Genomic DNA, 13,054 nt, shown 5'->3' on the forward strand with positions numbered 1-13,054 from the left:
GCGCAGACTCCTCGCCGCGAGGATCGAGGAACTACTGGAGGCCCACCCTCTTTCCCCGGTCCTGACCTCGATGCCCGGCATCGGGGTCAGGACCGCCGCCCGGATCCTCGTCGACGTCGGCGACGCCCGCGCCTTCCCGACCGCCGGCCACCTGGCTGCCTACGCCGGCCTGGCGCCCGTCACCCGCGCCTCCGGGTCGTCGATCCGCGGCGAGCACCCCTCCCGGAGGGGAAACAAGCAGCTCAAGCGGGCCTTCTACCTCGCCGCGTTCGCATCCCTGTCCCAGCCCGAGTCACGCGCCTACTACGACCGGAAGCGACGCGAGGGCAAGCACCACGTCGCAGCCCTCGTCGCACTCGCCCGCCGCCGCATCGACGTCCTCTTTGCCATGCTCCGCGACGGGACTCTCTACCAACCTCCGACCGCCGCCACCGGTTGACGAAAACCATAGGGGCACTTTTTCGCGTGGTCCTGCCGTTAATTCCGGATCGTATCCGTCTGATTCTGCAATCTCACGATCGGATGATGTGACCGGATTGCCGGCTCCTCGGCCGGTTGCGCTACCGCAGCTCCAGCCAGCAGCTCACGGTCTTCCCGCTCAGCCGGGTGGTCACCGTCCAGCGCTCGCAGAGCGCGGTCACCAGGGCCAGCCCCCGGCCGCCGGTCTCGTCGTCCCCGGCCGCCCGCAGCGTCGGAACGCCCCGGCCGAAGTCCGAGACCGAGATCTGCAGCATCCCGTCGGTCAGCGTCAGGGCGAGCGAGACGGCGCCCCGCCCGTACCGCAGGGCGTTCGTGACCAGCTCCGACACCAGGAGCTCGGCACTGTCCGCGACGTGCGCGGCGCCCCAGGCGGCCAGCGCCGTGCGGGTCAGCCGGCGGGCCCGGGCGACGTTGGCCGGCTGCGGGGGGAAGCTCGCCGAGGCGGACCAGGCACCGCGCTCGGCGGCCGCGAGCACGCGGCCGGGGCGGCGCTCGGCGCCGGAGGAGTCGGTGCGGTCGAGCCCGTCCTGGCGGGCGTCGGACTGTCGCGAAGTACTGCTGACGGGCATGCGCCGCCCCCGGGTGTGCGTGGTGGAATACCGTGCCGGAAATCCGGGGACCGTGTCGCCGAACGACTGGACGCGACGTGGAGCGGATCGATCCCGCAATCCCCGATCGTGGGCAATATTGGCCGGTTTAGCTGAAATGGCGCAAGCCGAATGGCTACATTCACTCGGGTGACGATCCCCCGAGCCGGCGTCCCCGCGCCCAAGTACCAGCGCCTCGCCTCCGACCTCCGCCGCCGGATCGAATCCGGCGAGTGGCAGGGCGGCGCCCAGCTCCCGGTCGAGACGGAGCTGGAGCTGCACTACGGCGTGGCCCGCAACACCGTGCGCCTCGCCGTCGACGTCCTGGTCAACGAGGGCCGCCTCGTCCGGCTCCAGGGCAAGGGCACGTACCTCAAGCAGCAGCCGCTGCTGGACCACCGGGTCTTCGGCCCGCCGGCCGCCGCCGGGTCCGACTGCCTGGACGCGCCCACCCGGGTCTACGCCGAGGAGGCCGCGGCGGCCGGGCGGCGGCTGGCGGCCGACTTCGAGATGCTCGTCGTCCGGGCCCGGTCCGACATCGCCGACCTGCTCGGCCTGCGGCCCGGCGAGGCCGTGGTGGTCCGCCGCCAGCTGCGGCTGATGGACCGTGAGCCCTACTCCATCGAGGAGAGCCACTACCGGGCCGGCCTGGCCGCCGGCACGCCGCTGATGGAGCCCGAGGCGGTGCCCGGCGGGGACGAGACGGTGCTGGCGGCGATCGGCCGCGCCGAGCGCACCGCGGTCGACCACCTGGTGGCGCGGATGCCCGGTCCTGAGGAGGCCGCCTGGTTCGAGATCGGTCCCGGCGTGCCGCTGCTGGTGCAGACCCGGGTCACCCGCGACCACCGCGGGCCCGTCCGGGTCGTGGAGACCCGCTACGCCGCCGACCGCTGCCGCCTGCTCTACGGCCTGGCGGCCCCCGGCCGGTAGCGGCCGGTCCCGCCGATCACCGGTGCGGCAGGGCCCCCGGTTGCTAGCATCCGGTCGTCCGGCGGGGGAGCGGGCCTGCCGGCGGACGCCGGTACGAGTCGGGGGAGCCCCATGCAACAGCCGTCGCACCTGCCGCCGAACGGTCCGTCGTGGCCGTACCCGCAGCCCCCGGCGCCGCCCCCGTGGCCGCCCGTCCCGCAGCCGGCCCCGTCGCGCTCGCGGGCCAAGGTCTGGGGTGCGCTGGCCGGCGTGGTCAGTGCCGCCGCCGCGGTGGCGAGCGCCGTCGCCGCCTTCGCGGGCGGCCCGTCCGCGCCCGCGGCGAGCCCGGCGGCCCAGGTCACCGTGACGGTCGCACCTCCCGCCGCACCCGGTGCGGCCGGGGCCGGCCCGGCCGCCGCCCCCCCCGCCGCCGCGGCCGCATCGGCCGCGCCGTCCGCCGCCTCCGCCCCGGCCGCCGCGCCGAGCCCGTCCGCGTCCGCCGCCGCGCCGTCCGCCGACCCGATCCCGACCGGCTACGACGCCCACCGCGACGCCGCCGCCGACATCCGGGCCGCCCTCAAGGCGTCGGCCGCCGACCACCGCCAGGTGCTGCTCGACTTCGGCGCCGACTGGTGCCCGGACTGCCAGGTGCTCGACAAGCTCTTCCACGCCCCCGCGGTGGCGCCGCTGCTCCGCACCGACTACCGGGTGGTCGCCGTCGACGTCGGCCGCTTCGACCACAACCTCGACCTCGCCGCCCGGTACGTCAACCTGCAGACCAGCGGCATCCCCGCGCTGGTGGTGCTCGCCCCGGACGGCAAGATCCGCACCACCACCAACGACGGCTCCTTCTCCAACGCCCGCACCATGGACCCGGCCGCGGTGGCCGGCTTCCTCGGGCGCTGGTCCGTGAAGTGACCCGGGGTCCGCGGCGGGCGGCGGTGCTCGCCGCCGTGCTCGCGCTGCCGCTCGGCTGCGCCGCCCCGAGCGGCGCGGAGCCGGCCGCCACCGCCCGCTACTCGGGCGGCGGGGTCACCGTCGAGCTGCGGCTGGACGCGGCCGGCGCCGCCGCGCGGCAGCTGCGCGCCACCTTCACCCCGCAGGAGCCGGGCTTCCACCTCTACAGCCTCGACCTGCCCGACGGCGGGGTCGGCGGCCTCGGCATCCCCACCCGGCTCGCCGTCCGCGGCGTCCTCGCGGCCGACGGCGCCCCGACCGCCGACCGCCCGCTGCGCACGGTCAGCCCGACCGCGCTCGGCGTCCTGCTGCCGGTGTACCCGGACGGCCCGGTGACCATCACCCTCCCCGTCCGCAGCACCGGCCCGGGTCAGGCCGAGGCGGTGCTCAGCTACGGCGCCTGCAGCGAGCAGCGCTGCCTCGTCCCGGTCACCGCCCAGGCGGTGGCCCTGGGTTAGGGCCTGTCCGACGAGTCCCGCCGGGCGCGCGACTCCACGGCCAGCGCCACCAGCTCGCCCCACCACGGCTCGCGGCCGCGCACCAGCAGCCGCTGGACCTCCGCCGGGTCCATCGCCCGTACCTCGACCACCTGTTCGCCGTCGTCGGGGTTGGTCGGGGTGGAGTCGACCACCACGTCGGCCCAGCCCCACAGCCAGGCCTTCTCGGGGTGCGGCTGCCACGGCCGGTACGGCTCCGGGTGGTCGGTGACGGCCCGGTGGGCGCCGATCCAGACCGGCTCCCCCACCAGCCGGGCACCGGCCTCCTCGCGCAACTCCCGGACGAGACAGGACTCGACCGACTCGGCGGCCTCGCGGGTGCCGCCCGGCAGGAACCAGTGCCCGCGGGCATCCCGGCAGAGCACCACGCCGCCGTCCGTGAAGCCCACCACATGGATGTTGGTGATGAGTCCGTCCGGCGGCAGCTCCACCGAGAACTGTGCGTCGATACCGCCCCAGGCCCAGCGCTGCGGGGCGTGCAGGTGCGGGAACCGGGCCGCGAGGTCCGCGAGTTCCCCTGTTCTGTCCGTGGTGTCCGTCATTGATCGATCCTAGTCCGCCGGGGCCGTCCGCGTGGCAGCCGTGCGCTTTCGGCACTGCGCGTCGGACGGCCCGGCCGCAGGTCACTCCCGGTGCACGGCGACCGCGAGGGCGTACTCGCGGACGTCCGCCGAGGGGTGGCGGCGCAGCCCGCGCAGCAGCCCGCGCCACTCCTGCGGCCAGCCGAGGCGCTCCCCGGCCGCGGCGGCCAGCGCCACCGCGAACAGCCCCGCGGCCGCGCCGCCCTCGCCGTCCCGGCCGGCCGCCCCGGCCAGTGCCTGCGCCGTCCCCTCCGGCGGCACCGAACCGTGCGCCTGCTCCCGGCGCAGTGCCTCGGCGGTCAGCGCGGCCGCGGCCGGACGGCCGCGGTGCGCATCGGCGAGCACGTCGAGGGCGGTGGCCAGGGCCTTCGGCCCGTCCGCCGGGTCGACCAGCCGCCGCAGCACCGCGGCCCTCGTCCCGGCCAGGTCGGGCTCTGCGGCGAGCAGGTCCGCCACGCCCGGCAGCAGCGGGCGGTGGCGGTCGTCGGCCGGGAGGCCGGCGAGGACGGCCAGCCGGCGGCGGGCCGGCAGGTCCCGGTCGGCCGCCGCGTCCGGCGCGTCCCGGCGGGCGGCGGCGGCCAGTTCGGTGAGGGTGCGGTGCAGCAGGCTGCCGGGGGCCGCGCCGCCGAGCGGGTGCGGCAGCCCGGACGAGGCGATGGCCGTGACCGCCTGGGCGGCGGCCCGCCAACCACCCCGTACCTCGAAGTCGGTGACGGATCGTCGGGCCGTCTCGGCGGTCTCCGGGGCCCACTGGCACCAGGACGGCAGCGCGGCGAGCGCCGGGCCGGCGACCTCGGGGTCCGTCGAGGCGGCCACCGTGCCCACCAGCCGCGCGTAGCGGGCGCGTCGGGCCTCGGGGACCAGTTGCGGGGCGGCCCGCAGGACGGCACGGCGGATCGCGGGCGGCCCCTGCTCGGCGGCCTCGGCGAGCAGCTCCCAGAGCGCCTCGGTCGCCGGCAGCGCGGCGGCGAGGGCGACCACCGCCGCCTGCACGTCGCGGTGCTGCCCGGGCGCACGGTAGGCGGTGACCAGCAGTTCGGCGGCGACCGCGGGCGGCAGGTGCTCGGCGGCCAGCCGGACGACCTCCTTGCGGCTGGTCACCTTGCTGCCCTCCACCCGGGCCAGCAGAGGGCCGAGGCGCTCGGCGAGCACCGAGGGCGCGGTGAACCGGGCCGCCCGGGCGGCGGCGTACATCGCGACCCGGGCCCGGTCGCCGCCCGCGCGGGCCAGCAGTTCGGGCAGCGCGTCGGCGGGCCGGTCCGTGCGGGCCAGGGCGGCGAGCGCCGCCTCGGCGAGGACGATCTCGGGGGAGTCCAGGTGGGCGCGGACGACCGCGAGCCCGAACTCCGGTATCAGCGCCGCGGCCTGGACGGCGGCGGCCCGCCGGTACAGCGGCTGGGTGGGGTCCGCGGCGGCCGCGGCGGCGAGCCGTGCGGCGGCCTCCTGCTGGCGCGGCAACCAGCGCGGTGCGGACCGGGTGGGGGGCAGCTCGGCCCGGTGCGGGTGCCGCAGGAAGCGCCCGTACGGCGGCGTCGGCGCGAGCAGCGGGTCGAGCAGGTCGGTGCGGCGGTCCGCCAGCACGGCCAGCACCGGTGCCAGCACGGCGGCGGACTGCTCGAGTTCGAGGATCACGGCAACCCGCTCGCCGCGGGTGCGCGGGTCGTCCAGCCAGAGTTCCGCGGCCGTGGCGAAGTCGCCGTCCGAACCGAACTGCAGTGCCTGCAAGAGGAGTTCCTGCAGCCCGGGGAGGTGGCGGGCGCGTCGGCCGAGGCCGCGGGCGAGGGCGAACAGCAGCCAGTGGTCCGCCGTGTCGCCCAGGGTCTCCAGCCACGGCCGGAGCGTCGCGAACACGGCGTGCTCCTGGCCCCGCCGCAGCCGGTGGTCCAGCCGCCCCAGCCCGACGGAGCCGGTGTGCCCGACCACCTCCCGGATGCTCCGCAGCGCCCACTCCACCAGCGCCGTCACGCCGCCGGCGGCGTGCTCGCGCAGCACCTCGCAGACCAGGCGCTGCAGGGCGCTGCGGGTCTGGTACGAGCAGTCGCGGGCCCGGACGGCGTCCAGCACTGCCGCGTCGAGCACCGGCACGGCCGCCGGGGTGAGCAGCCGGGCGGGCACCTCGGCGAGCGCGGTCAGGGCCGCGCAGCGGACCGGGTCCTGCTCGTTGCGCAGCCGCGGCAGCAGATCGAGCGCGTCCTGGACGGCGGCCGGGTCGGCGGATCCGGCCGCGTTGGCGAACAGGGCCCGCCAGGCCGCCGCCCGGTCGTCGGCGTCCGGGCGGCCGAGCGCGGCCAGGAGGTCCGGCCGGGCCTCCGCGGCCGGCAGGTGCGCGAGCAGGGCCGAGATCTCGGCCCAGCCGCGGCCCTCGGTGCGCAGCAGGGCGACCCGCCGCCGTGCCTCGGCATGCCGGCGCGCGTGCGGGAAGAGCGGCAGCAGCAGCGCGGCATCGGCCGCGCGCAGCTGCGCCCCGGCGTACACCCGGTCGAGGAAGGCATCGCGCCGTCCGGGCGGAACCGCCCGGAGCAGGGCGGCGAAGCAGCGCGGTGCGGCCACCCAGTGGCGGCCGAGGGCGGCGAGCGAGGCCGGGTCGGCGCGTACCAGGCGGCGCAGCACACCGGCCGAGGGCGGCGCCGCGTACGGCCCGGCCGGGCCGCGCCGCGGGTCGGCGAGCAGCCGGGCGGTGCGCCCGGGGTCCGCGGCGGCCAGCGGGGCCAAGTGGCCGGTGCGCAGCGGCAGGTCGGGCCCGAACCGCTCCAGCAGGGCGAGCACCCGTTCGGGGCGGGAGCGGGCCGCCGCGCCGAGTGCGTCGAAGAGGGCGGGCCACCGGCCGAGCCGCAGCGTCTCGGGATGGTCGGTGAGGGTCTGCTCCAGGTGGTCCAGGACGGCGTCCGGGAAGCGTCCGGCGAGCGCGGCGAGCGGTGCCGCGTGGGCGAGTTCGGGCAGCATCCGGGCGACGAATTCGGGGGAGCAGGCGGAGAGCAGCCGGGCCGCCTCGGCGTCGCCCCGTTCGGTGCGCAGCCGCTCGACCAGCCGTTCGGCGAGCTGCTGCCGGCGGCCGTACCGGATCACCCGGGCCAGCTCCCGGCGCTGGGCGCCGGAGGCGTCCGCGAAGGCCGCCTCGACGGCCTCGTCGGGCAGCGGCTGGGTACGGGCGGCGCGCATGGCGTACCCGCGGACCGTCGGGTCGGGGTCGGTCAGCCGTGCGGCGAGGTGGCCGGTGTCGCGTCCGGCCGATGCGGCGAGCGCGGCCAGTCGGCGGCCGAACGGCCCGGCCTCCTCCAGCTCCGCGAGCAGCTGCGGGAGCCTGCCGCGGGCGGCGAGGTCGCGGGCGGTCCGGGCGACCTGCCGCCCTCGCTCGGGGAAGGAGAGCGGGTCGAGGCCGGCGAGCAGGTGGTCGGCGAGCTGTGGCATGGCGTCATTGTGGCCGTGCCGCTGCCGCGCCTCCCACCGGATTTCCGCCGGCCCCGGCCCGCGGGCTCACCAGGCGGCCTCGCGGTAGTCCTTGAGGAAGACGCCGGAGACCGGTGCGCCGGCCTCGCCGCGGACGATCGGGTCGTAGATCCGGGCCGCGCCGTCGACCACGTCCAACGGGGTGCGGAAGCCGGCGGCGGCCATCCGGGTCTTGAGCGGGGCCGGGTTCTCGTCGGTGATCCACCCGGTGTCGACGGCGCACATGTGGATTCCGCGGGCGGCGAGTTCGGCCGCGCTGGTGCGGGTCAGCATGTTGAGCGCGGCCTTGGCCATATTGGTGTGGGGATGGCGCGCGGTCTTGTTGCGGACGGCGAACCGGCCCTCCACCGCGGTCACGTTGACGATGTAGCGGGCGGGGTTGGGCGAGGCGGCGAGCAGCGGCAGCAGCCGGTCGCAGAGCAGGGCCGGGGCCAGCGCGTTGACCAGCTGGGTCTCCAGCACCTCGGCGGGGTCGAGCGAACCGAGCCGGGCCGACCAGGAGTTGGCGGCGGCGGTGTCCGGCAGCAGGCCGGCCTCGTCGGCCTCCGGGGCGCGGGGGGCGGGCAGCCGCGGGCCGGCCGGCGGCGCGGCGGACTCCAGGGCGGCCGCCGGCCAGGCCGGGGTGAGTGCGGGCATCGGCCGGAAGCCCGGGGCGAGCAGCACGTCCGAGCCGGCCGGCAGGGCGCCCCGCTCGCCGTCGGCCAGCAGCGCGTAGGCCTCCGGGCCGCGGCGGATGGTCTGGGCGGCGTTGTTGACCAGGATGTCGAGCGGCCGTCCCTCGGCGAGCAGGTCGTCGCAGAGGCCGAGCACCTGGCGCGGGTCGCGGAGGTCGATGCCGACCACCCGGAGCCGGTCCCACCAGGCCTCGCTGCCGGGGGCGGCGCGGAACCGGCGGACGGTGTCGGCCGGGAAGCGGCTGGTGACGGTGAGCTCGGCGCCGTCGCGCAGCATCATCAGCGCGAGCTGGAAGCCGATCTTCACCCGGCCGCCGGTGAGCAGGGCGCGCCGGCCGCGCAGGTCGGTGGCGAGGGCGCGGCGTGCCGTGTTGTCGGCGGCGCAGGTCGGGCAGAGCCGGTGGTAGAAGGCATTCACCTGACGGTATGTCGACTTGCAGACATAGCACCGTTGGCTGCGCATCAGGTCGCCGATCCGGGCCGGCCCGGCGGGCACGGTGAGCGGGGCGTCCTCCCGGCGGTCGGTGGCGCCGGTGGCGGTGGCGGCGATCAGGGCGCCGTCGGCCATCCGGGCCTCGTTCAGGCTGATCTTCCGGCGGCGGTGGCGGCCCTCCCGCACGAAGACCTGGGCGAGCCGCTCGGCGCGTATCCGGGCCGGGTGGTCCACCGCGAGCTGCCGCAGCCGCTCCACCGTCCGCTCGTACGCTTCCAGCTCGTCCTCGGACGGCTCGGTGTGCAGCGGCATGGCCCCTCCGTTCACGGGGGTCGGGCGCGCCGGCGGACGGGCCGCCGGGCGGGTTGCCGGGCCGCCCCGCGGACGGCCGGTCCGCCCTGCCGTGGGCGGTTCCGGGAGCCTAGCGAGCGGCGCGACCCGTCCGGAACCGAATAACCGCAGACCGGGCAGGGGTGGCCGGTGCGGCCGGGCAGGTCACCGGGCGGGCGCGGGCACCGTGAGGATGCCGAGGGTGCTGCCGGAGGGCAGCGGGCCGGAGGCGAGGGCCGCCGGCAGGACCGGGCCGGTGAGGTCGAGCACCCGGGCACGGAGCACCAAGGCCGTGACAGATCGTCATAAAGATGACGGGGCGGCCGTGGAGCCGCCCCGCCCGGGCCGGTCAGCCCTTGTACTGCGCGAAGATCTTCGAGAACTCGTACGGGCTCTGGCCGATGTTGGTGCACTTGTAGAGCGCGCCGGTGCAGGCGTTGGCGTCCCGGCCGAGCTCCCAGAAGGCGAGCATGCCCAAGTGGTGCTGCTGGGCGAAGGTGACCAGCTGCTGGGCGTCGGCCTGGTTGTAGACGCCGTGGTCGTCGTTCTCGCCGAGCATCGGGGTGACCCCGGTCATCGCCCACAGCTGGGCGTCGGTCTTGGCCGGGTAGAGGCCCTTGAGCTGGTCGTGGGTCGACTGGGCGGCCTGCACGGCGTCCGTGCCGTAGTCGGTGGACGGCCGGTTGTAGTCCATCGCCATCACGTTCACCAGGTCGACGGCGACCCCGGCGTCCCGGGCGGACTGCACCACGGCCAGGCCGTCGGAGGTCAGGCCCTCGGGCAGGACGGGCAGCGTGAAGGACACCTTGAGCCCCGGGTGGGCCTGCTGGAGGCGGGCCAGCGCGGCCGAACGGCGGGTGTTGGCGGCGGTGTCGGGAACGGCCGCGCCCTCGATGTCGAAGTCGACGTACTTCAGGTTGTAGGCGTTCACCACGGCGTCGTACTCGGCGAACAGCGAGTCCACCGTCGAGCAGGCCTGGGCCAGTTCGGTGCCGGAGGCGCCGCCGAAGGAGATCTTGACGTCGCCGCCGGCCGCCCGCAGGGCGTCGATCTGGTCCTTCGCCCAGGCCGTGCGCGGGTCGTAGGCGTTGAACCAGCTCGCCTTGCAGCCCACCGAGGTGATGAACGCCAGGGTGAACGACTTGAGGTTCCCGGCGGACGCCATCGCGGTCAGCGACGGCGTGGGCCAGGCGCCCATGTCGACGTACGGAGCCACCGGGACGGCCACGTTGGGCGGCGTCTGGGTGCCCGTGGGGCTGGCCGTCGCGGTGGGGCTCGCGCTGGTCGTCGGGGTGGGGCTGGACGTCGGCGTCGCGGTCGGCGAGGGCGAAGTGGAGCCGCCGGGGCCGCTGAGCACCACGTCGTCGGCGAGGTAGGCGCCCTGGCCGTACCAGCCGTGCAGGTAGACGGTGACGCTGGTGGTGCTCGCGCCGGTGGTGAAGCTGGTGCTGAGCTGCTGCCAGCTGCTGCCGCCCGGCGTCCAGGTGGCGGGGTCGGTGACGCCGCTGCCGGTGGCGCCCAGGTAGACGTACTGGCCCTGGACCCAGGCGGAGAGGCTGTAGGTGGTGTTCGGCAGGACGCTGACGGTCTGCGAGCACTGTGCGGTGTCGCTGGTGGAGGCGGCGCCGCGCAGGGCGTACGTGCCGCCGTGCGCACCCGAGCCGACCACCGATCCGGTGCCGGCGGAGCAGGTCCAGGGGCTCAGGGCCCCGCTCTCCAGGCCGGGGTTGGCGAGCAGGTTGGTCGCCGCGGCGTCCGCGCCGCCGGCGAGCGTGGCGAGGCCGCCAGCCGCGAGCACCGCGGCACTGGCGAGGGGCAGGAGGCGTGCGCGCCGACCGGCGGCACGGCGGTGGAGCGGGCGTGGCATGGGGGTGCCCTTTCGTGGACGTGCCCGGCCGGCCCGCGCGGGTCGTGGGGGTGCGCGAGCGGGGGCGGGGGGTCGGTGTGCGGCGCCGCTCGTTCAAAATGGACTAGACCATCTGCACGCGTCAACCCTCCCGGCCCAGCCTTACGGGCCCCTTAAGGTCGCGCGTGGGGAACGCCCGGCCCTCGGCCGATCACCCGTCAGGAGCGCTTCCCGGGAAGCCGGGTGCCTCAGCCGTCCCGGCCCTGCCAGGTGGTCACGCAGGCCTCGTTGCCCTCGCGGTCGGCGAGCACCCAGAAGGCCGGGGCCTCGTCCGCGGAGACCAGCCGGCCGCCGGCCGCCAGTGCGTCCGCGATCCTGCGGGGCGCCTCGTCGTGCGGGACGCAGATGTCGAAGTGGAGGCGGTTGCGCTGCGGGCGCGGCCGGTCCATCTGCTGGAACCAGATCGCCGGGCCCTGCCCGACCGGGTCGACGAGCGGAGCCTCGGGGCCGTCCGTGCCCGCCTCGTCGTCGTAGCCCAGCACCGCCTTCCAGAACGGCCTGATCGCGGCGATGTCGAGCGCGTCGATGCCGACCTCCAGCAACTGGACCGACCTCGGCGCGTCCGGGCCGGACCCGGTCTCCGTCCGCAGCCCGGCCCGGCGCAGTGCGGCGGAGATCCGGCCCGCCAACTCGACGTCCAGCGCCGTCACGTCGGCCCGGTCCGTGGACTGCAGGGTGAGGACGGCCCCGGCCGGCCGGAGGTCCGCCCGCAGATGCCGGTCGGCGTCGTCCCCGCAGGCCGCCACCGCCAGGGCGGCCGCCTCGGCCGCCCCGGCCAGCGATCCGGTGGGGACGGAGGTCCGCAACGTGCCCAGCAGGAAGCGCCATCCGAGGCCGCCGACGGCGTCCGAGGCCTCCTGGCTGCTCAGTGGTGATGCCATTCCGGCATCCTCCCAGGGCCCGTGGCCGGTGTCCCGGCGATCGGCCCGGAACGGCCGACCGCGGCCCGCGGGAGAGTGCGGGCGGCGCCGGGCGGCCGGTGGATTCCGGCCAATCTCGCCGCCCGGCACGGCTGTTCGGCCCGGCGGGGCCGTCGACCGCCCCGGAGCAGCGCAGCGGGCCGCCGCGGATCCGGGCGGAGGGCGCTCCGCCCGCCCGGCGGAGGGGTGTGCCGACCGGGCCGTACGGGCCGGACCGGCGGAGTCGTCCGGACGGGGGTGTGGCCGATTCGGGCGGGTGGGCCCGTTCGCCGTGGCGTCGCCCAACCCCCCAACCCGGCCGAACGGTTGACCGATTGATGCGGTCATGGCAGCTTCGTGCGGCCCGCGCGTGCGCAACCGGTCGCCCGCGCGGCACATCCCCCACAAGGAGACCCCATGTTCAAGGCACTCGCCGCCGGGCTCGGCGCGGTCGCGGTCACCGCGGGCACGCTGACCGCGGCGGCCACGCCCGCGCAGGCCCTCCAGGCAGCCGACCTGACGGCCACCATCGCGCTGAGCAACTGCTCCGCCTCGCTCGTCCGATACCCCACATCGGTCGACACCGACCGGGCGATGATGCTCACCAACGGCCACTGCCTGCCGACCATGCCCACCGCGGGCCAGGTCATCCAGAACACCACGGCCAGCCGCAGCGGCACCCTGCTCAGCGCCTCCGGCTCCTCGCTCGGCACCGTCAACGCGGACAAGGTGCTGTACGCGACGATGACCGGCACCGATGTCGCCCTCTACGAACTGACCGACACCTTCGCCTCCATCACCAGCAAGTACGGCGTCACCGCACTGACCGTCAGCGACACCCACCCGGCCGACGGCTCCGCGATGTACATCCCCTCGTCGTACTGGAAGCAGGTCTGGAACTGCTCGGTCAACGGGTTCGTCGGCACCCTGCGCGAGGACCAGTGGACCTGGCACGATTCGATCCGCTACAGCTCCGGCTGCAACACCACGCACGGCACGTCCGGCTCGCCGATCGTCGACACGGCCAGCGGCCGGCTCGTCGGGATCAACAACACGGGCAACGACGACGGCGCCATGTGCACCCTCAACAACCCGTGCGAGGTGGCGGCCGACGGGACCACGACGGTCACCAAGGGCCAGAGCTACGGTGAGGAGACCTACTGGTTCACCACCTGCCTGGGCACCGGCCGCGCCATCGACCTGAACGTCGCCGGCTGCCTGCTCACCAAGCCCGCCGGCAGCGCCGTGACGGTGACCAGCCCGGGCAACCAGACGACCGCGCTGAACGGGACGGCGAACCTGCAGATCGCGGCGACCGGTGGCACCGCTCCGCTGACGTTCTCGGCGACGGGTC

11 protein-coding genes are annotated in these 13,054 nt (G+C 76.2%); 5 read left to right on the forward strand and 6 right to left on the reverse strand.

Annotated elements, in window-relative coordinates:
• The coding region (locus tag ACFV0G_RS21550) for a transposase (RefSeq protein ID WP_380550093.1) at positions 1 to 439 on the forward strand (439 nt) is incomplete at its 5' end.
• Positions 440 to 560: 121 nt separating this feature from the next.
• Here the strand turns inward: ACFV0G_RS21550 and ACFV0G_RS21555 are convergent.
• Entirely contained in the window at positions 561 to 1,049 is a 489-nt protein-coding gene (locus ACFV0G_RS21555; protein ID WP_380550096.1) for an ATP-binding protein, read from the reverse strand.
• A 168-nt stretch (positions 1,050 to 1,217) separates the two neighbouring features.
• Between ACFV0G_RS21555 and ACFV0G_RS21560 the strand changes: the two genes are divergently transcribed.
• The 3 genes from ACFV0G_RS21560 to ACFV0G_RS21570 all read left to right on the forward strand — a co-directional run bounded on the left by ACFV0G_RS21560 (position 1,218) and on the right by ACFV0G_RS21570 (position 3,391).
• Positions 1,218 to 1,997: a GntR family transcriptional regulator gene (locus tag ACFV0G_RS21560; protein ID WP_380550099.1), complete on the forward strand. Its 780-nt coding sequence runs from the start codon at positions 1,218 to 1,220 to the stop codon at positions 1,995 to 1,997.
• A 111-nt stretch (positions 1,998 to 2,108) separates the two neighbouring features.
• Complete coding sequence (locus ACFV0G_RS21565; protein ID WP_380550102.1) at positions 2,109 to 2,894, forward strand: thioredoxin family protein; 786 nt, start codon at positions 2,109 to 2,111, stop codon at positions 2,892 to 2,894.
• A complete protein-coding gene (locus ACFV0G_RS21570; protein ID WP_380550105.1) occupies positions 2,891 to 3,391 on the forward strand; it encodes a hypothetical protein in 501 nt (166 codons plus the stop codon). The genes ACFV0G_RS21565 and ACFV0G_RS21570 overlap by 4 nt, the downstream gene beginning before the upstream one ends.
• On the opposite strand, the gene ACFV0G_RS21575 is transcribed toward ACFV0G_RS21570, so the two are convergent.
• From ACFV0G_RS21575 to ACFV0G_RS21595, 5 genes are all read right to left on the reverse strand, one after another.
• Positions 3,388 to 3,972 carry an NUDIX hydrolase gene (locus tag ACFV0G_RS21575; RefSeq protein WP_380550108.1) on the reverse strand — a complete coding sequence of 195 codons (585 nt, stop codon included), beginning with the start codon at positions 3,970 to 3,972 and terminating at the stop codon, positions 3,388 to 3,390. The two genes, ACFV0G_RS21570 and ACFV0G_RS21575, sit on opposite strands and share 4 nt — an antisense overlap.
• 81 nt (positions 3,973 to 4,053) lie before the next feature.
• On the reverse strand, positions 4,054 to 7,419 hold the full coding sequence (locus ACFV0G_RS21580; protein ID WP_380550111.1) for a hypothetical protein: 3,366 nt from the start codon (positions 7,417 to 7,419) through the stop codon (positions 4,054 to 4,056).
• Between the two features lie 66 nt (positions 7,420 to 7,485).
• Positions 7,486 to 8,877, reverse strand: a complete 1,392-nt coding sequence (locus ACFV0G_RS21585) for an SDR family oxidoreductase (protein WP_380550114.1) — start codon at positions 8,875 to 8,877, stop codon at positions 7,486 to 7,488.
• Positions 8,878 to 9,244: 367 nt separating this feature from the next.
• Entirely contained in the window at positions 9,245 to 10,762 is a 1,518-nt protein-coding gene (locus ACFV0G_RS21590) for a carbohydrate binding domain-containing protein (RefSeq protein WP_380550117.1), read from the reverse strand.
• A 227-nt stretch (positions 10,763 to 10,989) separates the two neighbouring features.
• A complete protein-coding gene (locus tag ACFV0G_RS21595) occupies positions 10,990 to 11,682 on the reverse strand; it encodes a VOC family protein (protein ID WP_380550120.1) in 693 nt (230 codons plus the stop codon).
• 435 nt (positions 11,683 to 12,117) lie between these two features.
• On the opposite strand from ACFV0G_RS21595, the gene ACFV0G_RS21600 reads away from it, so the two are divergent.
• The coding region (locus ACFV0G_RS21600; protein WP_380550123.1) for a serine protease at positions 12,118 to 13,054 on the forward strand (937 nt) is incomplete at its 3' end.

Origin of the sequence: Kitasatospora sp. NPDC059571 (assembly GCF_042735675.1) — a bacterium.
Taxonomy (GTDB): domain Bacteria; phylum Actinomycetota; class Actinomycetes; order Streptomycetales; family Streptomycetaceae; genus Kitasatospora.